The sequence below is a fragment of the Pseudomonas alkylphenolica genome, from assembly GCF_000746525.1.
Lineage (GTDB): Bacteria > Pseudomonadota > Gammaproteobacteria > Pseudomonadales > Pseudomonadaceae > Aquipseudomonas > Aquipseudomonas alkylphenolica.
Window position 1 is genome coordinate 5462307 of sequence record NZ_CP009048.1, and the last position, 19812, is coordinate 5482118.

22 protein-coding genes and 3 pseudogenes are annotated in these 19812 nt (G+C 62.2%); 14 read left to right on the forward strand and 11 right to left on the reverse strand.

Features of this window, described 5'->3' with window-relative positions; all coding sequences use genetic code 11:
* The first annotated feature begins 110 nt into the window (after positions 1–110).
* The gene (gene argS, locus PSAKL28_RS24960; protein ID WP_038615554.1) at positions 111–1847 is read left to right on the forward strand and encodes an arginine--tRNA ligase; all 1737 of its coding nucleotides are present in this window, start codon (positions 111–113) and stop codon (positions 1845–1847) included.
* A gap of 1 nt (position 1848) precedes the next feature.
* A complete protein-coding gene (locus PSAKL28_RS24965; RefSeq protein ID WP_038615555.1) occupies positions 1849–2538 on the forward strand; it encodes an SPOR domain-containing protein in 690 nt (229 codons plus the stop codon).
* 41 nt (positions 2539–2579) lie between these two features.
* Here PSAKL28_RS24965 and PSAKL28_RS24970 read toward each other — a convergent pair whose 3' ends face one another.
* Positions 2580–2999 carry an NINE protein gene (locus tag PSAKL28_RS24970; RefSeq protein ID WP_038615556.1) on the reverse strand — a complete coding sequence of 140 codons (420 nt, stop codon included), beginning with the start codon at positions 2997–2999 and terminating at the stop codon, positions 2580–2582.
* Positions 3000–3153: 154 nt separating this feature from the next.
* On the opposite strand from PSAKL28_RS24970, the pseudogene PSAKL28_RS28695 reads away from it, so the two are divergent.
* Positions 3154–3256, forward strand: a pseudogene (locus PSAKL28_RS28695) (peptidase P60); the annotation flags it as partial.
* 89 nt (positions 3257–3345) lie between these two features.
* A pseudogene (locus PSAKL28_RS24975) lies at positions 3346–3774 on the forward strand (C40 family peptidase); the annotation flags it as partial.
* Here the strand turns inward: PSAKL28_RS24975 and PSAKL28_RS24980 are convergent.
* Entirely contained in the window at positions 3771–4799 is a 1029-nt protein-coding gene (locus PSAKL28_RS24980; protein WP_038615559.1) for a type IV pilus twitching motility protein PilT, read from the reverse strand. The pseudogene PSAKL28_RS24975 and the gene PSAKL28_RS24980 sit on opposite strands and share 4 nt — an antisense overlap.
* A gap of 66 nt (positions 4800–4865) precedes the next feature.
* On the opposite strand from PSAKL28_RS24980, the gene PSAKL28_RS24985 reads away from it, so the two are divergent.
* From PSAKL28_RS24985 to PSAKL28_RS25025, 9 genes are all read left to right on the forward strand, one after another.
* The gene (locus PSAKL28_RS24985; protein WP_038615561.1) at positions 4866–5552 is read left to right on the forward strand and encodes a YggS family pyridoxal phosphate-dependent enzyme; all 687 of its coding nucleotides are present in this window, start codon (positions 4866–4868) and stop codon (positions 5550–5552) included.
* Between the two features lie 38 nt (positions 5553–5590).
* Positions 5591–6409 carry a pyrroline-5-carboxylate reductase gene (gene proC / locus PSAKL28_RS24990; protein WP_038615563.1) on the forward strand — a complete coding sequence of 273 codons (819 nt, stop codon included), beginning with the start codon at positions 5591–5593 and terminating at the stop codon, positions 6407–6409.
* 10 nt (positions 6410–6419) lie between these two features.
* On the forward strand, positions 6420–7010 hold the full coding sequence (locus PSAKL28_RS24995; RefSeq protein ID WP_038615565.1) for a YggT family protein: 591 nt from the start codon (positions 6420–6422) through the stop codon (positions 7008–7010).
* A 321-nt stretch (positions 7011–7331) separates the two neighbouring features.
* On the forward strand, positions 7332–8471 hold the full coding sequence (metX, locus tag PSAKL28_RS25000; RefSeq protein ID WP_038615567.1) for a homoserine O-succinyltransferase MetX: 1140 nt from the start codon (positions 7332–7334) through the stop codon (positions 8469–8471).
* 7 nt (positions 8472–8478) lie between these two features.
* Positions 8479–9099 carry a methionine biosynthesis protein MetW gene (metW, locus tag PSAKL28_RS25005; protein ID WP_038615569.1) on the forward strand — a complete coding sequence of 207 codons (621 nt, stop codon included), beginning with the start codon at positions 8479–8481 and terminating at the stop codon, positions 9097–9099.
* A gap of 24 nt (positions 9100–9123) precedes the next feature.
* Positions 9124–9558 carry a DUF4426 domain-containing protein gene (locus tag PSAKL28_RS25010; RefSeq protein ID WP_038615571.1) on the forward strand — a complete coding sequence of 145 codons (435 nt, stop codon included), beginning with the start codon at positions 9124–9126 and terminating at the stop codon, positions 9556–9558.
* Positions 9555–10151, forward strand: coding sequence for an RdgB/HAM1 family non-canonical purine NTP pyrophosphatase (gene rdgB, locus PSAKL28_RS25015; RefSeq protein ID WP_038615573.1), 597 nt, complete (start codon positions 9555–9557; stop codon positions 10149–10151). The genes PSAKL28_RS25010 and rdgB overlap by 4 nt, the downstream gene beginning before the upstream one ends.
* Complete coding sequence (gene hemW / locus PSAKL28_RS25020; RefSeq protein ID WP_038615575.1) at positions 10148–11362, forward strand: radical SAM family heme chaperone HemW; 1215 nt, start codon at positions 10148–10150, stop codon at positions 11360–11362. The genes rdgB and hemW overlap by 4 nt, the downstream gene beginning before the upstream one ends.
* A 9-nt stretch (positions 11363–11371) precedes the next feature.
* A complete protein-coding gene (locus tag PSAKL28_RS25025) occupies positions 11372–11695 on the forward strand; it encodes a DUF3392 domain-containing protein (protein ID WP_010222202.1) in 324 nt (107 codons plus the stop codon).
* A gap of 90 nt (positions 11696–11785) precedes the next feature.
* On the opposite strand, the gene trmB is transcribed toward PSAKL28_RS25025, so the two are convergent.
* The 4 genes from trmB to PSAKL28_RS25045 form a co-directional block, all read right to left on the reverse strand.
* Positions 11786–12508 carry a tRNA (guanosine(46)-N7)-methyltransferase TrmB gene (gene trmB, locus PSAKL28_RS25030; RefSeq protein ID WP_038615577.1) on the reverse strand — a complete coding sequence of 241 codons (723 nt, stop codon included), beginning with the start codon at positions 12506–12508 and terminating at the stop codon, positions 11786–11788.
* A 9-nt stretch (positions 12509–12517) separates the two neighbouring features.
* Positions 12518–13312 (reverse strand): thiazole synthase, encoded by a 795-nt coding sequence (locus PSAKL28_RS25035; RefSeq protein WP_038615579.1) that lies wholly within the window; start codon positions 13310–13312, stop codon positions 12518–12520.
* 48 nt (positions 13313–13360) lie between these two features.
* A complete protein-coding gene (thiS, locus tag PSAKL28_RS25040; protein WP_038617011.1) occupies positions 13361–13561 on the reverse strand; it encodes a sulfur carrier protein ThiS in 201 nt (66 codons plus the stop codon).
* A gap of 101 nt (positions 13562–13662) precedes the next feature.
* Positions 13663–14034: a DUF423 domain-containing protein gene (locus tag PSAKL28_RS25045; protein WP_038615581.1), complete on the reverse strand. Its 372-nt coding sequence runs from the start codon at positions 14032–14034 to the stop codon at positions 13663–13665.
* Positions 14035–14067: 33 nt separating this feature from the next.
* Here PSAKL28_RS25045 and mtgA point away from each other — a divergent pair.
* Positions 14068–14825: pseudogene (gene mtgA, locus PSAKL28_RS25050) on the forward strand (monofunctional biosynthetic peptidoglycan transglycosylase).
* 63 nt (positions 14826–14888) lie between these two features.
* Here the strand turns inward: mtgA and PSAKL28_RS25055 are convergent.
* The 5 genes from PSAKL28_RS25055 to ftsY form a co-directional block, all read right to left on the reverse strand.
* Complete coding sequence (locus tag PSAKL28_RS25055) at positions 14889–15398, reverse strand: DUF1993 domain-containing protein (protein ID WP_038615585.1); 510 nt, start codon at positions 15396–15398, stop codon at positions 14889–14891.
* Positions 15399–15562: 164 nt separating this feature from the next.
* Positions 15563–16417, reverse strand: coding sequence for an RNA polymerase sigma factor RpoH (gene rpoH, locus PSAKL28_RS25060; protein ID WP_038615587.1), 855 nt, complete (start codon positions 16415–16417; stop codon positions 15563–15565).
* 113 nt (positions 16418–16530) lie between these two features.
* Complete coding sequence (gene ftsX / locus PSAKL28_RS25065; protein ID WP_038615589.1) at positions 16531–17559, reverse strand: permease-like cell division protein FtsX; 1029 nt, start codon at positions 17557–17559, stop codon at positions 16531–16533.
* Positions 17556–18227 carry a cell division ATP-binding protein FtsE gene (gene ftsE / locus PSAKL28_RS25070; protein ID WP_038615591.1) on the reverse strand — a complete coding sequence of 224 codons (672 nt, stop codon included), beginning with the start codon at positions 18225–18227 and terminating at the stop codon, positions 17556–17558. Before ftsE ends, ftsX begins: the two co-directional genes overlap by 4 nt.
* The gene (gene ftsY / locus PSAKL28_RS25075; RefSeq protein WP_038615593.1) at positions 18224–19756 is read right to left on the reverse strand and encodes a signal recognition particle-docking protein FtsY; all 1533 of its coding nucleotides are present in this window, start codon (positions 19754–19756) and stop codon (positions 18224–18226) included. Before ftsY ends, ftsE begins: the two co-directional genes overlap by 4 nt.
* Between the last annotated feature and the right edge of the window lie 56 nt (positions 19757–19812).

Below are 19812 nucleotides of genomic sequence, written 5' to 3' on the forward strand. Positions count from 1 at the left end.
TCACCACAAATCCCCCAAAGGTTGGCAACCTCGCCCCGGCAACGGATAATGTCCAGTTTTTCCACCTGCGCATCGAAGCGCCGCCGCGCTTGCGGTCGAAAGAGAAGCCCATGAAAGACACCATTCGCCAGCTTATCCAGCAAGCCCTCACCCAACTCGTCACCGACGGTGTGTTGCCTGAAGGGCTGACGCCGGCGATCCAGGTGGAAAACGCCCGGGACAAAACCCACGGCGACTTCGCCAGCAATATCGCGATGATGCTGGCCAAGCCGGCCGGCATGAAGCCGCGTGATCTGGCGGAAAAAATCATCGCCGCGCTGCCTGCCGACGAGCAGGTCAGCAAGGTCGAGATCGCCGGTCCCGGCTTTCTCAACTTCTTCCAGAATACCCAGGCCCTGGCCGCCCGCCTGGATGCCGCGCTGGCCGACGCCAAGCTCGGCGTCAGCAAGGCCGGCCCGCAGCAGAAGGTGGTGGTCGACCTGTCGGCGCCTAACCTGGCCAAAGAGATGCACGTCGGCCACCTGCGCTCGACCATCATCGGCGACGCCGTGTCGCGCGTCCTGGAGTTCCTCGGCGACACCGTGATTCGTCAGAACCACGTCGGCGACTGGGGCACCCAGTTCGGCATGCTGATGGCCTACCTGCAGGAAAACCCGATCACCAGCGACGAGCTGTCGGACCTGGAAAACTTCTACCGCGCGGCGAAAAAGCGCTTCGACGAGTCGCAAGAGTTCGCCGACCGTGCCCGCGGCCTGGTGGTCAAGCTGCAAGCCGGTGACGAGGAATGCCTGAAGCTGTGGACCCGCTTCAAGGACATTTCGCTGTCGCACTGCCAGAAAACCTACGACCTGCTCAACGTCAAACTGACCATGGCCGACGTGATGGGTGAAAGCGCCTATAACGACGACCTGGCCAACGTGATCTCCGACCTCAAGGCCAAGGGCCTGCTGGTTGAGAGCAAGGGCGCCCAGTGCGTGTTCCTCGAAGAGTTCAAGACCGCTGAAGGCGAACCTTTGCCAGTGATCGTGCAGAAAGCCGACGGCGGCTATCTGTATGCCACCACCGACCTGGCTGCCATCCGCTACCGCAGCAACGTACTCAACGCTGATCGCGCCCTGTACTTCGTCGACCAACGCCAGGCCCTGCACTTCAACCAGGTGTTCGAAGTGGCCCGCCTGGCCGGCTTCGTCGGCCATCCGATGCAGATGGAACACATGGGCTTCGGCACCATGAACGGCGCCGATGGCCGCCCGTTCAAGACCCGCGACGGCGGCACGGTGAAACTGATCGACCTGCTCACCGAAGCCAAGGAGCGCGCCTACGCCCTGGTCAAAGAGAAAAACCCGGAGCTGCCGGAAGACGAACTGCGCGCTATCGGCCAGGTGGTCGGCATCGATGCGGTGAAATACGCCGACCTGTCCAAGCACCGTACCAGCGACTACAGCTTCAACTTCGAGCTGATGCTCAACTTTGAAGGCAACACTGCGCCGTACCTGCTTTACGCCTACACCCGCGTTGCCGGTGTATTCCGCAAGCTGGGCAAAAGCTTCGATGAAGTGGATGGGCAGATCGTCCTGCAGGCCGCTCAGGAACAAGACCTGGCCGCGCGCCTGGCACAGTTCGGCGAAATCCTGAACAACGTCGCCGAAAAAGGCACCCCGCACGTCCTCTGCGCCTACCTGTACGACGTCGCCGGCCTGTTCTCCAGCTTCTACGAGAACTGCCCGATCCTGGGTGCTGAATCCCCTGAACAACAGCAGAGCCGCCTGCGCCTGGCAGCCCTGACTGGCCGTACCCTCAAGCAAGGTCTGGAGCTGCTCGGCCTGGAAACCCTGGAGCGTATGTAAGTTGGCTGCCAAGAAAAAACCCGCACCCAAGCGCGGCGCCAGCCGCAACCAGGCCCCGGCAAAGCAACCGATTCCGGGCTGGTTGTGGCTGGCTATTGGCTTGACCGTCGGCGCCTTCGTCGTTTTTCTGATGAAGCTCGAGCCGGGTAACGAAGAGGTCAAGCGCAGCAAGCCGGAGCAGCAGAAAGCCGAGAAGGCCGCCGAAGCCAACAAGACCGCACCAAGCCCGCAACAGCCGGTCAAGCCCAAGTACGACTTCTATACCTTGCTGCCCGAGTCGGAAGTGATCGTGCCGCCTGAAGCGGTACCGGAGAAGACCCCGCCGGTACCGGCGCAACCGCCGGTTACCCCAGCGGAAGCGGCGAAGATCGATACCGCACGGGCTCAGGCGGCGCTGATGGGGCAGACGCCACCACCGGCACCACCGGTGATCAAGCCAGCGGCAACCACCCAGTTCTTCCTGCAGGCCGGTTCGTTCCGCAAGCAGGCCGATGCCGACAAGGTCCGTGCACAAATCATCCTGCTCGGCCAGGCGGTCAAGGTGGAGTCCGGCACCGTCAAAGAAGAAACCTGGTACCGGGTCCTGGTCGGCCCGTTCAGCAATCGCGAACAGCTGACCGTAGCCCAGAAACAACTGGCCGGCAGCGGCTTCAGCAACCTGTTGCTGCAGCAGCGCCAGACCCGCCAGTAATCCCGCCGGCGGCCTTGTCGATCACGACAAGGCCGCCACTTTCAACGCCGCTGGGCGTTGGCCAGCGACACCTGGGTGTTCAACGTCCAGAAGTCATACAAGACCCCCACCAGGAACAAACCACCCGTGCACAGGTAGATGATCCCGGTGATCCATTTGCCCTGGTACATGCGGTGTACGCCGAAAATGCCGAGGAAGGTCAGCAGGATCCAGCTCAGGCTGTAGTCCAGAGGGCCGGCGTGAAAGCGCAGGTCAGCCTCACGGTCCATGGCCGGAATCAGGAACAGGTCGATCAGCCAGCCGATGCCCAGCAGGCCCAGGGTGAAAAACCAGATCGTGCCGGTGACCGGCTTGCCGTAATAGAAGCGGTGTGCCCCGGTGAAACCGAAAATCCACAGCAGGTAACCGATCACCTTGCTGTGCGTGTCGTGCAGCTGTCCATCCTGTTGATAACTGTTCATTCATAGCCTCTGAGGGTTATCGGTAAATTTTCTAAGAAAAAATGTGACTTTTTTGTGTTAGGGCGACGTACGGAGGGAACCAATCGACCAGTGGATCAAAAAGTGATCAGAAAGCTGTTATAAAGTTGCGCGCTAACCAACAAGAGCCCTGCCCATGCGTCATCTTTTCAAGACATGGCTGACCCTTTGCCTATTATTGCCACTGGCCGCCCACGCCACCAACCGTGAGCAACGTTTACCCAACGGCTTCTCCACCCCGTCCACTTATTCTGCGGCTGCGCGTTCGAACAAGAACGTCAGCACCAAGGCCCAGCTGCGCACCCGCTCCAGCAAGCCAAGCCTGCCGGTCGCGTCGATGTCGCCGCAACAAAGCAGCGACGTGCTCAGCCGTGCCGTCAATGTGCTGGGCACCCCGTACCGCTGGGGCGGCAGCAGCCCGAGCAAGGGCTTCGACTGCAGTGGCCTGGTCAAGTACGCCTTCAACGACATCGAAGAAATCGACCTGCCTCGCACCTCCAATGCCATGGCCCAGGGTCACGGTGTGAAGGTCGATCGCAATGACCTCAAGCCTGGCGATCTGATCTTCTTCAACATCAAGAGCCGCCGGGTCAACCATGTTGCCATTTATCTGGGCAACGACCGCTTCATCCACGCTCCACGTACCGGCAAGCGCGTCAGCATCGACACGCTGAACAAGCCCTACTGGCGCAGCCGCTATGTAGTTGCCAAGCGCGTCCTGCCGAAAAGCCAGCAATTGGCCCTGGCCAAGCGTTAACGCCATTCATGCGTCCGCACGCGGGCGCTTTCAAGGTTGATCACGCCACGTGTCACCAGGCCCTGCAGGCAACTGTCCAGGGTCTGCATACCTGACGCCCCGCCCGTTTGTATCGTCGAATACAGCTGCGCCACCTTGCCCTCGCGCACCAGGTTGCGCACCGCTGGTGTAGCCAGCAGGATCTCGTGCGCCGCCACGCGCCCACCGTCGACTTTCTCCACCAGCACCTGTGACACCACCGCCTGCAGGGCTTCGGCGAGCATGGCGCGAACCAGCTGTTTTTCCTCGGCGGCAAAGACATCCACCAGCCGGTCGATGGTTTTTGCCGCTGACCCGGCGTGTACCGTCGCCAGCACCAGATGCCCGGTTTCCGCGGCGGTCAGCGCCAGCCGGATCGTCTGCGCGTCACGCAGCTCGCCGAGCATGATCACATCCGGGTCCTGACGCAGCCCCGCGCGCAAGGCTTGGGCAAAGCCATGGCTATGCCGGCCGATTTCACGCTGGCTGATCAGGCTGCATTGTGGCGTGTGGATAAACTCGATGGGGTCTTCCAAGGTGAGGATATGCAGTTGCCGCTCCCGGTTCAGGTGATCAAGCAAAGCAGCCAAGGTGGTGGACTTGCCGGAACCGGTAGGGCCGGTGACCAGCACCAGCCCCGCAGGCAACTCGGCAATCTGCCGGAACATGCTGCCCAGGCCCAGCTCGGCAAGGCTGCACACCCGACTCGGAATCACCCGCAGTACCGCCGCCGGCCCTCGGCACTGGGTGAACGCATTGACCCGAAACCGCGCCAGACCAGGCAAGGCGACGGAGAAATCGGTTTCCAGAAGCGTTTCGAAATCCTTTTTCTGCGCCTCCGTCATCAGTTGCCCTAGCAACTCAAGCACCTGTTCAGCGCTCAGGATCGGCTGATCCAGACGGCAAAGCCGTCCATCCAGGCGTATGGCCGGCGCCTCTGCTGCCGCCAGGTGCAGGTCCGAGGCCCCGGCCCTTGTTGCCAGGGCCAGCAGTTCAGTCACATCCATGAGACTCCCCAAAGGCTGCCAAGCAGGTAGAATGCCGCAGACCCAAAGAGCCGCCGGCATCGATCAATGTCCACCATAGCAGACAACCTTTCCACGCTCGCCGCCCGCATCAGCGCTGCCGCCGAGGCCGCTGGACGCGCGCCGTCCGACATCCGCCTGCTGGCGGTGAGCAAGACCAAACCCGCCGCCGCCGTGCGTGAGGCCTTTGCCGCCGGGGTTCGCGATGTCGGTGAGAACTACCTGCAGGAAGCCTTGAACAAACAGGGCGAATTGACCGACCTGCCCTTGACCTGGCACTTCATCGGCCCCATTCAGTCGAACAAGACTCGTGCGATTGCCGAGCATTTTGACTGGGTACATTCCGTGGACCGCCTGAAAATCGCCCAACGTCTGTCCGAGCAACGCCCCGAGGGCCTTGAGCCGCTGAACATCTGCCTGCAGGTGAATGTCAGTGGCGAGGCCAGCAAATCCGGCTGCACGCCTGAAGAATTACCGGCGCTGGCCAGCACCATCGCTGCATTGCCGCGACTGCGGCTGCGCGGACTGATGGCGATTCCCGAGCCGACCGACGATCGCGCCGCTCAGGAAGCCGCTTTTGCCCGGGTTCGCCAACTGCAAGACAGTCTCGGCCTGAGCCTGGACACCCTTTCCATGGGCATGAGCCACGACCTGGAAGCAGCCATTGCCCAGGGCGCGACCTGGGTGCGTATCGGCACCGCGCTGTTCGGCGCCCGCGACTATGGCCAGCCTTAGACCTATGCCTTTTTCAACTTTTTCCTAAAGGACCTGACATGAGCAAGACTCGTATTGCCTTTATCGGCGCCGGCAACATGGCCGCCAGCCTGATCGGCGGCCTGCGCGCCCAGGGCCTGGATGCCTCGCAGATCCGCGCCAGTGATCCGGGTGCCGAGCAGCGGGCGAGAATCCACGCCGAGCACGGCATTGAACTGTTCGCCGACAACGCCGACGCCGTCGAGGGCGCCGACGTTGTCGTCCTGGCGGTCAAGCCCCAGGCCATGAAAGCCGTGTGCCAAGCGCTCAAACCCAGCCTCAAGCCCGAGCAGCTGGTGGTTTCGATTGCCGCCGGGATCACATGCGCCAGCATGAACAACTGGCTCGGTGCACAACCGATCGTACGCTGCATGCCCAACACCCCGGCGCTGCTGCGCCAGGGCGTGAGTGGCCTATACGCTACTGCCGAAGTCTCCGCAGCGCAGCGCCAGCAGGCTGAGCAACTGCTGTCGGCGGTGGGCATCGCCCTGTGGCTGGACAACGAACAGCAACTGGATGCCGTCACCGCCGTTTCCGGCAGCGGCCCGGCGTACTTCTTCCTGTTGATCGAAGCCATGACCGCCGCTGGCGAAAAACTTGGGCTGCCACGCGAAACCGCCGCCAAACTGACCCTGCAAACCGCCCTGGGCGCTGCGCACATGGCCGTCAGCAGTGATGTCGACGCCGCCGAACTGCGCCGCCGCGTTACCTCCCCTGCCGGCACCACTGAAGCGGCGATCAAGTCGTTCCAGGCCGATGGATTCGAAGCGCTGGTGGAAAAAGCGCTGAGCGCCGCCGCGCATCGCTCGGCCGAAATGGCCGAACAACTGGGCAACTAAGGAGCCGAACATGATCGGATTGAACACCGCTGCCATCTATATCCTGCAAACCCTGGGCAGCCTTTACCTGCTGATCATCATGCTGCGCTTCATCCTGCAGCTGGTTCGCGCCGACTTCTACAACCCGCTCAGCCAGTTCGCCGTGCGCGCCACCCAGCCGCTGCTCAAGCCAATGCGCCGGGTCATCCCGAGCCTGTTCGGCCTGGATATGTCGTCGCTGCTGCTGGCGATCATCGTCCAGTTGCTGATCATGGGCCTGACCCTGCTGCTGGCCTATGGCACCACCGGTAATCCGCTGCAGTTGCTGGTCTGGTCGATGATTGGCGTGACCGCGCTGTTCCTGAAGATTTTCTTCTTCGCCCTGATCATCAGCGTGATCCTCTCCTGGGTTGCTCCGGGCAGCCACAATCCGGGTGCCGAGCTGATCAACCAGATCTGCGACCCGTTCCTGGCGCCGTTCCGCCGCCTGCTGCCGAACCTCGGTGGCCTGGATATCTCGCCGATCCTGGCGTTCATGGCGCTGAAACTGATCGATATGCTGGTGATCAACAACCTGGCGGCGATGACCGGGATGCCGGAAATGCTGCGCTTGCTGGTCTGATATCTCGCGGGGCAAGCCTGGGAGTTCTCCGGTGATAACACCAGGTTTGAAGGTGACTGCCCCCTCCCGGTGGGAGCAGGCTTGCCCTGCGATCTGCCGCAAAGCGGCAGTAAACCCAAACCACGCGGCGTAACTGGAGTATCGCAAGCTCAGGATCTACGGCCGCTACGCGCCCGATCGCGGGGCAAGCCCGCTCCCACCGGGTGGCAACAGCTGCCCCCACAGGAGCACTGTGGGAGCGGGCTTGCCCCGCGATACGCTCCTTGCCCCCTACCCCGGTGGTCTTTAGACTTACGCCTCATTTAAGCGTGAGCAGGGTCGATGTCCACTGTCTTTCCCGAAGATTCGGTCGGTCTGGTAACACCGCAACTGGCACAGTTCAGCGAGCCTCTGGCGCTGGCCTGCGGTCGCTCGCTGGCCACCTATGAACTGATCTACGAAACCTACGGCACCCTCAACAGCGCGGCCAGCAACGCGGTGCTGATCTGCCATGCGTTGTCCGGCCACCACCATGCCGCGGGCTATCACAGCCCCGACGACCGCAAACCGGGCTGGTGGGACAGCTGCATCGGCCCGGGCAAGCCGATCGACACCAATCGCTTCTTCGTGGTCAGCCTGAACAACCTCGGCGGCTGCAACGGCAGCACCGGCCCCAGCAGTATCAATCCGCTGACCGGCAAGCCTTATGGCGCCGACTTCCCGGTGCTCACCGTGCAAGACTGGGTACACAGCCAGGCCCGCCTGGCCGACCGTCTCGGCATCCAGCAGTGGGCCGCCGTCGTCGGTGGCAGCCTCGGCGGCATGCAGGCGCTGCAGTGGACCATCACCTACCCTGATCGCGTGCGTCACTGCCTGGACATTGCCTCGGCACCCAAGCTCTCGGCACAGAACATCGCTTTCAACGAAGTAGCCCGCCAAGCGATCCTCACCGACCCCGAGTTCCACGGCGGCTCGTTCCAGGACCAGGGCGTGATCCCCAAGCGCGGCCTGATGCTGGCGCGCATGGTCGGGCACATCACCTACCTGTCCGATGACTCCATGGGCGAGAAATTCGGCCGCGAGCTGAAAAGCGACAAGCTCAACTACGACTTCCACAGTGTCGAGTTCCAGGTCGAAAGCTACCTGCGCTATCAGGGCGAGGAGTTCTCCGGCCGCTTCGATGCCAACACCTACCTGCTGATGACCAAGGCCCTGGACTACTTCGACCCGGCCGCGGCCCACGGTGGCGACCTGGCGGCGACCCTGGCCAATGTCACCGCGGACTACTGCGTGATGTCCTTCACCACCGACTGGCGCTTCTCGCCAGCGCGCTCGCGGGAGATCGTCGACGCCCTGATCGCCGCGCGCAAGAACGTCTGCTACCTGGATATCGACTCGCCCTATGGCCACGATGCCTTCCTGATCCCGACCCCGCGTTACATCACGGGATTCACGAACTACATGAACCGCATCGTCTGCTGAGGAAGCTATGAGAGCCGACCTGGAAATCATCCAAGACTGGATCCCCGCCGGCAGCCGGGTACTCGACCTCGGTTGCGGTACCGGTGAACTGCTGGCGTCGCTGCGCGACCACAAGCAGGTCGCCGGCTACGGCCTGGAAATCGACCCCGACAACATCGCCCAGTGCGTGGCCAAGGGCGTCAACGTCATTGAGCAGGACCTCGACAAAGGCCTGGGCAATTTCGCCAGCAACAGCTTCGACGTGGTGGTCATGACCCAGGCCCTGCAGGCCGTGGAGTACCCGGACCGGATCCTCGACGAAATGCTGCGTGTGGGCCGCCAGTGCATCATCACCTTCCCCAACTTCGGCCACTGGCGTTGCCGCTGGTACCTGGCGACCAAAGGTCGCATGCCGGTCTCGGACTTCATGCCGTATACCTGGTACAACACGCCGAACATCCACTTCTGCACCTTTGAAGACTTCGAGGCGCTGTGCAGCGAACGTCGCGCCCAGGTCCTCGACCGTCTGGCGGTCGACCATTTGCACCGCCACGGGTGGGCGAGCAAGCTATGGCCTAATCTTCTAGGGGAGATCGGCATTTACCGTGTCAGCAGCCCCGGCCTTGCCGAACACAAGGTCGCGGTATAACCCGCACACTGGAGGAGAACGATCATGGGTCGCTTGTTGAGCTTTTTACTGACTGCCTGCCTGAGCATGAGCGCAGTCGCCGCCGACGCCATCAAGGGCGAACGTCAGGAAGTCTTCGGTGATACCACCGTGCACTACAGCACCTTCATCTCGACCTTCCTGCAGCCGGATATTGCCAAGGCCGCAGAGCTGGTACGCAGCAAGAACCAGGGCGTGATCAACGTGTCGGTGATCAAGGCCGGGCAGCCGGTAGTCACCCAGGTCAGCGGCACCGTCAAAGACCTTACCAGCGCCTCGGTCCCGTTGAAGTTCAAGCAGATCACCGAGCAAGGCGCGATCTATTACATTGCCCAGTTCCCTGTGGAACAACAGGAAACCCGGACCTTCACCATCGACGTTAGCATTGGTGGCAAGACCGAAACCATCAGTTTCAACCAAGAGCTTTTCCCAGGCGAATGATGACTTTTCAGCAAATCGTATTGGCCAGCCACAACGCCGGCAAACTCAAAGAACTGCAAGCGATGCTCGGTGATACCGTGCAGTTGCGCTCGATTGGCGAATTCAGCAGCGTCGAGCCGGAAGAAACCGGCCTGTCGTTCGTCGAGAACGCCATCCTCAAGGCGCGCAACGCCGCACGCATTTCCGGCATGCCGGCGCTGGCCGACGACTCGGGGCTGGCCGTGGATTTCCTCGGTGGCGCACCCGGCATCTACTCGGCGCGCTACGCCGATGGCAAGGGTGACGCGGCCAACAACGCCAAGTTGCTCGATGTACTCAAGGACGTCCCGCAGGAGCAACGTGGAGCCCAATTCGTCTGCGTCCTGGCGCTGGTCCGGCATGCCGACGATCCGCTGCCGATCCTCTGCGAAGGCCTGTGGCATGGCCGCATCCTGAGCGAAGCCAGCGGCGAGCATGGCTTTGGCTACGACCCGCTGTTCTGGGTGCCGGAGCGTAACTGCTCGAGCGCCGAGCTGAGCCCCGCCGACAAGAACCAGATCAGCCACCGTGCCCGCGCCATGAGCCTGTTGCGTCAACGTCTGGGCCTGGCATGACCGATCATTCGCCGGCACAGCCACTGCACCTGGGCGAGGCTGGCTTTACTTCCCAAGCACCGCGGGCGGCCCTGCCACAGCTGCCGCCCCTGGCGCTGTACATCCATATTCCCTGGTGCGTGCGTAAATGCCCGTACTGCGACTTCAACTCCCACGCGGCTACGCCTGAGCTGCCGGAAGAGGCGTACGTCGATGCCCTGCTGGCCGACCTCGACCAGGAACTGGGCGCAGTCTATGGCCGGCCGATCAGCTCGATCTTCTTTGGTGGCGGCACCCCCAGCCTGTTCAGCGCCCGCGCTTTGGGCCGGCTGTTACAGGGTGTGGAGCAACGCATCCCGTTTGCCAGCGATATCGAAATCACTCTGGAAGCCAACCCCGGGACGTTCGAGCAGGAGAAGTTCAAGGCCTACCGGCAACTGGGCATCAATCGCCTGTCGATCGGCATCCAGAGCTTCCAGCAGGCCAAGCTTGAGGCCCTGGGGCGCATTCACAACGGTGACGAAGCGATCCGCGCCGCCGACATGGCGCGCAATGCCGGGTTCGACAACTTCAACCTCGACCTGATGCACGGCCTGCCCGACCAGTCGCTGGACGACGCCCTGGGTGACCTGCGCCAGGCTATCGCGCTGAACCCTACGCACCTGTCCTGGTATCAGCTGACCCTGGAACCGAACACGGTGTTCTGGAACCAGCCACCGCTGCTGCCCGAGGACGACATCCTCTGGGACATCCAGGAAGCCGGCCAGGCCCTGCTGGCCAGCCACGGTTACACCCAGTATGAAGTCTCGGCCTACGCCCAGCCGGGTCGCGCGGCGCGTCACAACCTCAATTACTGGAGCTTTGGTGACTTCATCGGCATCGGTGCCGGTGCCCACGGCAAGCTCAGCCATCCAGACGGGCGCATCCTGCGCACCTGGAAGACCCGCCTGCCCAAGGACTACCTGAACCCGGCCAAAGCCTTCAAGGCTGGCGAAAAGCTGCTGCCGGTGGACGAGCTGCCGTTCGAGTTCCTGATGAACGCCTTGCGCCTGACCCAGGGCGTCGACGCCGAGCTGTTCAGCCAGCGCACCGGACTGCCGCTGGAACAACTGACTGCAGCCCGCCGCGAGGCCGAACAAAAGGGCCTTTTGCAGGTCGAATCGACGCGACTGGTCGCTACCCCGCGAGGCCAGTTGTTCCTCAACGACCTGCTGCAGTATTTCTTGACCTAAGGATTACGAATGGACTTGGTACTCGACCTGCTCTCGACTGTTTCCCGCTGGAGTCGCAGTAATTTGTCGGAGATCTCACTGGCGCTTGTGGGCTGTTTGCTGGTGCTGTTCGGCACCGACATCAAAGGCTGGGTGGAACAACGCCTGGGCGGCCTGGCAGGTGCCTTGCGCGTACCGTTCATGGCCTTGTTGGTGATGATCGGCAGCGGTGCGGCGCTGATCTATGCCACGCCGTGGGTGGTGAAGGGCCTGGCGCAGTTCAACAACTATGCGTTGGCGCCGGTGCTGCTGATTGTGCTGGTATTGATTGGCGTAGTTGCTGATCGGCGCTGAAAGCATCGCGGGGCAAGTCGGGTCGCCGCACCGCCGCTCCCACAGGGATGTTGAGTCCTCTGTGGGAGCGGGCTTGCCCCGCGATAGGTCTTAAGCCAGTTTTTCGAACTTCAGATCCCACACCCCATGCCCAAGTCGCTCGCCACGGCGTTCGAACTTGGTGATCGGGCGTTCGGCCGGACGCTCTACGCACTTGCCGTCGGCTGCCAAGTTGCGGTAACCCGGGGCGACATTCATCACTTCCAGCATGTACTCGGCATAGGGCTCCCAGTCGGTAGCCATATGGAACACCCCGCCGACCTTCAGCTTGCTGCGCACCAGCTCAGCGAATTCGGGCTGAACGATACGACGCTTGTGGTGACGGCTCTTGTGCCACGGATCGGGGAAGAACAACATCAGGCGATCGAGGCTGTTGTCAGCCACGCACTTGTTCAGCACTTCGATCGCGTCGCAGTCGTACACCCGCAGGTTCTTCAGGCCCTGGGTCAGTACGCCGTTGAGCAGCGCACCAACACCCGGACGGTGCACTTCGACACCGATGAAGTCCTGATCCGGCGCGGCAGCGGCCATTTCCAGCAGGGAATGGCCCATGCCGAAACCGATCTCCAGGGTGCGCGGCGCCGAACGGCCGAACACCTGGTCATAATCCACCGGGCTGTCGGCCAGTGGCAGGATGAACAGTGGCCCACCCTGCTCCAGACCACGTTGCTGGCCTTCGGTCATGCGCCCGGCACGCATCACGAAACTCTTGATGCGGCGGTGTTGGCGCTCTTCGCCTTCGGCGGAGATCGGCGTTTCTTGCGATTCAGTCATCAGGGGCTCTTACTTGATCAGACCATCCAGCGGCGACGAGGCGCTGGCATAGAGTTTTTTCGGCATACGCCCGGCGAGGTACGCCAGACGACCGGCGACAATGGCGTGTTTCATGGCTTCGGCCATCATGATCGGCTGCTGGGCATTGGCGATTGCCGAGTTCATCAGCACCGCCTCACAGCCCATTTCCATGGCGATGGTGGCGTCGGACGCGGTACCGACACCGGCGTCGACCAGCACAGGCACTTTCGATTCTTCGAGGATGATCTGCAGGTTGTACGGATTGCAGATGCCCAGGCCGGTGCCGATCAGGCCTGCCAGCGGCATCACCGCGATGCAGCCGGCTTCGGCCAGCTGGCGGGCGATGATCGGGTCGTCGCTGGTGTAGACCATCACGTCGAAACCGTCCTTGACCAGCACTTCGGCGGCCTTGAGGGTTTCGATCACGTTGGGGAACAGGGTTTTCTGGTCGGCCAGAACTTCCAGCTTGACCAGGTTGTGGCCATCGAGCAGCTCACGGGCCAGGCGGCAGGTACGCACGGCTTCGACCGCGTCGTAGCAGCCTGCGGTGTTCGGCAGGATGGTGTAGCGATCCGGCGGCAGCACATCGAGCAGGTTCGGTTCGCCCGGGTTCTGGCCGATGTTGGTACGGCGCACGGCTACGGTGACGATCTCGGCACCCGAGGCTTCGATGGCCAAGCGGGTTTCTTCAAGGTCACGGTATTTGCCGGTGCCGACCAGCAGGCGCGACTGGAAGGTACGGCCGGCCAGGGTGAAGGGCTTGTCGCTGCGAAGGTTGCTCATCGGAAATCCTCTGAATGGTTGAGGGACTTGCAAGGTGTTCCTGGGGCCCTAGCCGCCGCCGATGGCATGCACGACTTCGACCTGATCGCCTTCACACAGCGCTGTGGCTGCGTGCTGACTACGTGGCACGATATCCAGGTTGAGCTCTACCGCGACACGGCGCCCGACAAGGTCCAGGCGGGTCAGCAGGGCCTCGACGCTTTCGCCATCGGGCAACTCGAAGGGTTCACCGTTCAATTGAATGCGCATGCGCACGGCCACCATTATTTTTAGGGGCCCGCATTCTAGCCCTGATCAGGTGCTGCGACCAAGGCCAAGCATCGCCATTCGTCTCGATTCGGACCGCCGAGTCAACCCAGGCGCCAGGCGGCGAGCCCCAGACACAGCCAGCCGCCAAGGAAGGCCAGGCCGCCGATTGGGGTGATCATGCCCAGTTTGCCGATGCCGCTGAGGGTCAACAGGTACAGGCTGCCGGAGAACAGCACGATCCCCAGAGCGAACAAGCCACCGGCCCAACCGACCAGGCGACCGGGCAATTGCGTTGCCAGCACGGCAACGCCGAACAAGGCCAAGGCATGGACCAACTGATAGGTCACCCCGGTATGGAAGATCGCCAGGTATTCAGGTGTCAGTTTGCCCTTCAGGCCATGCGCGGCAAAGGCGCCCAGGGCGACCCCGGTGAACCCGAAAAAGGCAGCGAGCAAGAGAAAACTACGCAACATGAGGCGACTCCTAGTCATCACAGGGTCTGTATAATGGCCCGCTCATTCGGTTCGGCCAAGCCATCTCTATGTTGTCGTCCATTATCCGCCGTCTTGTCCGCGCCCTGCTCTGGTTCGCCGCTGGCAGCGCTTTGCTGGTGCTGGTGTTGCGCTGGGTTCCGCCGCCGGGTACGGCGCTGATGGTCGAGCGCAAGGTCGAGTCCTGGTTCAACGGCCAGCCGATTGACCTGCAGCGTGACTGGGAGCCCTGGGAGCGCATTTCCGATGAGCTCAAGGTGGCGGTGATCGCCGGTGAAGACCAGAAATTCGCCAATCACTGGGGCTTCGACTTCATCGCCATCCAGGCCGCCCTGGCCCATAACGAACGCGGTGGCAGCATCCGCGGTGCCAGCACCCTGAGCCAGCAGGTGGCCAAGAACCAGTTTCTCTGGTCGGGGCGTAGCTGGCTGCGCAAGGGCCTGGAGGCCTGGTTCACCGCCCTGATCGAGCTGCTGTGGTCCAAGGAGCGGATACTTGAGGTGTACCTCAACAGTGCCGAATGGGGCGAAGGCGTGTTCGGCGCCCAAGCCGCCGCGCAGCATCATTTCGGTGTCGATGCCAGCCGCCTGAGCCGTCAGCAGGCCAGCCTGTTGGCCGCCGTGCTGCCCAGCCCGCTGAACTGGAGCGCCAGCCGCCCCAGCAGTTACGTGGCACGGCGTGCCGGCTGGATCCGTCAGCAGATGCGCCAGTTGGGTGGCAGCGGCTACCTTGCGCAGCTGGACAGCCCGCGCAAGGCGCCCTGGAACCAATAAAAAACCCGGCAAAGCGCACGCCTTGCCGGGTTTTTACTGCTTGCCGATTACGCGGTAAACGCCTTAGAACGCGCCCATGTAGTCACGCTTGCCGACTTCCACACCATTGTGACGCAAGATTGCGTAAGTGGTGGTGACGTGGAAGAAGAACTGCGGCAGGCCGTAGGTCAGCAAATAGGCCTGGCCACTGAAGCGCTTCTCTTTCGGCGTGCCCGGACGGGTCACGATTTCGATGCCTTCCTTGCCATCGATCTGCGCCGGCGCAACGCCGTCCAGGAAAGCCAGAACCTTACTGATCAGCGCTTGCAGTTCAGCAAAGGTGGTTTCGTTGTCATCGTATTTCGGCAGCTCGACCTCAGCCAGGCGCGCCGATACACCTTTGGCGAAATCAACAGCAATTTGCACCTGACGAACCAGTGGGAACATATCCGGGTACAGGCGAGCCTGCAGGAACACGCTCGGATCAATGTTTTTCGCCGTGGCGTGAGCTTCGGCCTTGTTCAGAACATCACTCAAGGCGTTGAGCATTTGCTTGAAAACAGGAACAGAAGCGGCATACAAGGAAATGGTCATAGCAGTCTCGACAGGGGTGGCGGAAAAAGTGACGGGGCCAGCGTGGCGCGATTATAGACTTACGCTGCCGCCTGAAAGACCTGGCACCATAAAAAATCGCGGGGCAAGCCCGCTCCCACCGAGACCTGCGGTGGGAGCGGGCTTGCCCCGCGATAGTTTCAGCCTCAGATCGCGATAAGGGCTTTCACCTTGTTCATCGCATTCTTCTCCAGCTGACGAATCCGCTCGGCGGATACGCTGTATTTCTCGGCCAGGTCGTGAAGCGTGGCCTTTTCCTCGGCCAGCCAGCGCTGGTAGAGGATGTCGCGGCTACGGTCGTCCAGACCCTGCAAGGCTTCGTGCAGGTTGCTGGTGGAGTTGTCGCTCCAGTCGGCATCTTCAAGCTGAAGCGCCGGGTCGTAGCGATGGTCTTCCAGGTAGTTGGCCGGCGACTGGAAGGCACTGTCGTCGTCAGCTTCGGACGCTGGATCGAAGGCCATGTCCTGACCGGTCAGGCGGCTCTCCATCTCGCGCACTTCACGTGGCTCGACCCCCAGGCTTTCGGCTACACGATGCACTTCATCGTTGTTCAGCCAGGCCAGACGCTTCTTCTGGCTACGCAGGTTGAAGAACAGCTTGCGCTGGGCCTTGGTGGTCGCGACTTTGACGATGCGCCAGTTGCGCAGGATGAACTCGTGAATCTCGGCCTTGATCCAGTGCACGGCAAAGGACACCAGGCGCACACCCATTTCCGGGTTGAAACGCTTGACCGCTTTCATCAGGCCAACATTGCCTTCCTGAATCAGGTCAGCCTGGGCCAGCCCGTAGCCGGAATAGCTGCGAGCGATATGTACGACAAACCGCAGGTGGGCGAGCACCATTTGCCGAGCCGCCTCAAGATTCTGCTCATAGTAGAGACTCTCGGCCAGTTCACGCTCCTGCTCCGGCGTCAGCAATGGAATGCTGTTGACCGTGTGCACATAGGCTTCCAGGTTTGCGCCGGGAACCAGGGCATAGGCAGGTTGCAACGAAGTGGTCATACGAAAAAACCTCCGACTCACTAAACTCGTGCCCGCAGGCACTGCCAACATTGACCGGGAACCGCGAAACAAGTTCCCTAAAAATAAAAAGAGTCAATAGCAGCAAAAAGACACTATCGCGGTGCAAGCTCGCTCAGGTGACGGGCGACCGCAATCCAAGCACCGATATACCCTAACAGTACCGCACCAAGCAAGAGCGACAGACCATCGGCAGGCGGAACCCCGGCCAGGGCAAAATCACTGCCATATAGCCCGGAAAGCCCGATTACCGCGTCATTCAGCCAGTTCAGGCCGAATGCCAGCACGCCCCAGGCCAACACCCCGGCCCCCAGGCCGTACAAGGCGCCCATGTACAGGAAAGGCCGGCGCACATAGCTGTCGGTGCCGCCTACCAGCTTGATCACTTCGATTTCGGTACGGCGGTTCTCGATGTGCAGGCGAATTGTGTTACCAATTACCAAAAGCAGCGCCGAAACCAGCAAAACCGTCAGACCGAAGACAAAACGGTCACCCAGCTTGAGGATCGCGGCCAGGCGCTCGACCCAGACCAGGTCCAGCTGCGCCGCATCCACCTTGGGCAGTTCCGCAAGGCGCTGGCGCAAGGCTTCAAGGGCTGGTTTGTCGACTTCCGCCGGGGTCACCACGACCACGCCGGGTAGCGGGTTTTCCGGCAGTTCGCGCAGCGCATCACCGAGCCCGGACTGCTGCTGGAACTCTTCCAGCGCCTTCTCGCGGCTGACGTACTCCGCCTCGGCGACACCCGGCAAACCCTTGATCTGCTCACGCAGGGCTTCGCCGTCACGGCTGCTGGCGTCGAGCTTGAGGTACAGGGAAATCTGCGCCGCGCGCTGCCACGAACCACCCAGTCGCTCGACGTTGCTGAGCAGCAACGACAGGCCCATGGGCAGGCTCAGGGCCACAGCCATCACCAGGCAGGTGAAAAAGCTGCCGATCGGCTGCTTGGCCAGGCGCCGCAAGCTGTCGAGCAGGCTGGAGCGGTGGCTTTCCAGCCAGGCATGCAACAAGGTGCGAAAATCCGGACCATCGTCGTCATGGCTGTTGCGTTTGTTCTTTTCCGGTGCCGGATCGGCGGCTTTCGGCGCGACCCGTTCGGAAACCTTTGGACTGCGTGTCGCACTCATTGCCCGGCCTCCCCGTCGCCGATCAAGCGGCCGCGCTGCAGGGTCAGCATGCGATGGCGCATACGCGCGATCAGTGCCAGGTCGTGACTGGCGATCAGCACGCTGGTACCGAGGCGGTTGATGTCTTCGAATACCCCCATGATCTCCGCAGCCAGGCGCGGGTCGAGGTTACCGGTGGGCTCATCCGCCAGCAGCAAGGCCGGACGGTGCACGATGGCGCGGGCAATACCGACCCGTTGTTGCTGGCCGGTGGACAGGTCGCCGGGAAACAGCTCGGCCTTGTCCGACAGGGCTACCCGCTCGAGCGCCGAGTCGACGCGCTTGGCCACTTCGGCCTTGGACAGGCCAAGGATCTGCAGCGGCAAGGCAACGTTGTTGAACACGGTACGGTCGAACAGCAGTTGGTGATTCTGGAACACCACGCCGATCTGCCGACGCAGGAACGGAATCTGCGCGTTGCTGATTTGCCCCAGGTCCTGCCCGGCCAGCAGCAGCTTGCCGCTGGTCGGTCGCTCCATGGCCAGCAGCAGGCGCAGCAAGGTGCTTTTGCCGGCGCCGGAATGGCCGGTGACGAACAGGAATTCGCCCCGACGCACCCGAAAACTCAACTCATGCAGGCCTACGTGGCCATTGGGGTAGCGCTTGGCGACCTGTTCGAATCGAATCATGGATGCTCCCGCTCGGCAAACAGTGCTTTCACGAAGGGTTCGGCTTCGAAAGTGCGCAGATCGTCGATGCCTTCGCCTACGCCAATATAGCGGATCGGCAGACCGAACTGCTTGGCCAGGGCGAAGATCACCCCACCCTTGGCGGTGCCGTCGAGCTTGGTCAGGGCCAGGCCGGTGAGTTCAACGCTCTGGTTGAAGTGTTTGGCCTGGTTGATCGCGTTCTGTCCGGTGCCGGCGTCCAGCACCAGCAGGACTTCATGCGGCGCGTCGGCATCGAGTTTGCCGATCACCCGACGGACCTTTTTCAACTCTTCCATCAGGTTGTCTTTGGTGTGCAGGCGACCGGCGGTATCGGCGATCAGCACATCGACGCCGCGCGCCTTGGCGGCCTGGACGGCATCGAAGATCACCGAAGCGGAGTCGGCGCCGGTGTGCTGGGCAATGACCGGAATCTGGTTGCGCTCGCCCCAGACCTGCAACTGCTCGACGGCTGCGGCACGGAAGGTGTCGCCAGCAGCCAGCATGACTTTCTTGCCTTCCAACTGCAGCTTTTTCGCCAGTTTGCCGATGGTCGTGGTTTTACCGGCGCCGTTGACGCCAACCACCAGAATCACGAAAGGCTTGGTTTGAGACTGGATGCGCAGTGGCTGTTCGACCGGTTTGAGCAGGTCGGCCAGCTCGCCTTGCAGGGATTTGTACAGGGCATCGCTGTCGGCCAGCTGCTTGCGCGCAACCTTCTGGGTCAGGCTCTGGACGATCACCGAGGTGGCTTCAACGCCAACGTCGGCGGTCAGCAGGCGGGTCTCGATCTCGTCGAGCAAGTCGTCGTCGATGGCTTTCTTGCCCAGGAACAGGCTGGCCATGCCCTCGCCGATGCTGGCGCTGGTCTTCGACAAGCCCTGTTTGAGGCGGGCGAAGAAGCCTGCCTTGTTCTCTTCGCTACGGGCCGGGGCAGGCGCCTCGACAGGCGCGGGCTCTACAACAGGGGCTACAGGCGCAACGGCGGCCACTGGAGCCACTGGAGCCACTGGAGCCACTGGAGCCACTGGAGCCACTGGAGCCACTGGAGCAGGCTCGGGCTCAACGACTGGTGCTGCAACCGGTTCAGGCTGGACAACCACCGGCGCAGGCTCTACCACAGGTGCCGCGACAGGTGCCGGACGCTCCGGGATCGGTGGCGGGGTGTGCGGCTCAAGGTCTGCCACCAGGGCAACCGGCTCTTCAGGTACCGGCAGGACCAAACCGACGGACGGCGCGGGTGGCGTCTCGACTGCAACCACCGCTGGCGCGACGACAGCAGGCTCCGGCGCAACGGCAGGTGCGGGTACAGGCGTGTGGGCACCGTCGATTGGCGCCGGGGCGACCGGCGCTTCGCTGGTCAGCGCTGCAGGCTGCTCAGGCTCAACCGGTGCAGGGGCTTGTGGCTGTTCGGCAACGGGTGGCTGGGGCTTTTTGCGCAGCCAGCCGAACAGGCCTTTCTTTTCACCAGCCGCGGCCGGCGTCTTTTTGTCGTCGTTGGAACCAAACATGGAAGACGGCTATCTCAGGGTAGCGATGCGCCACTGCGGCGCCTCGAAAATTCTTT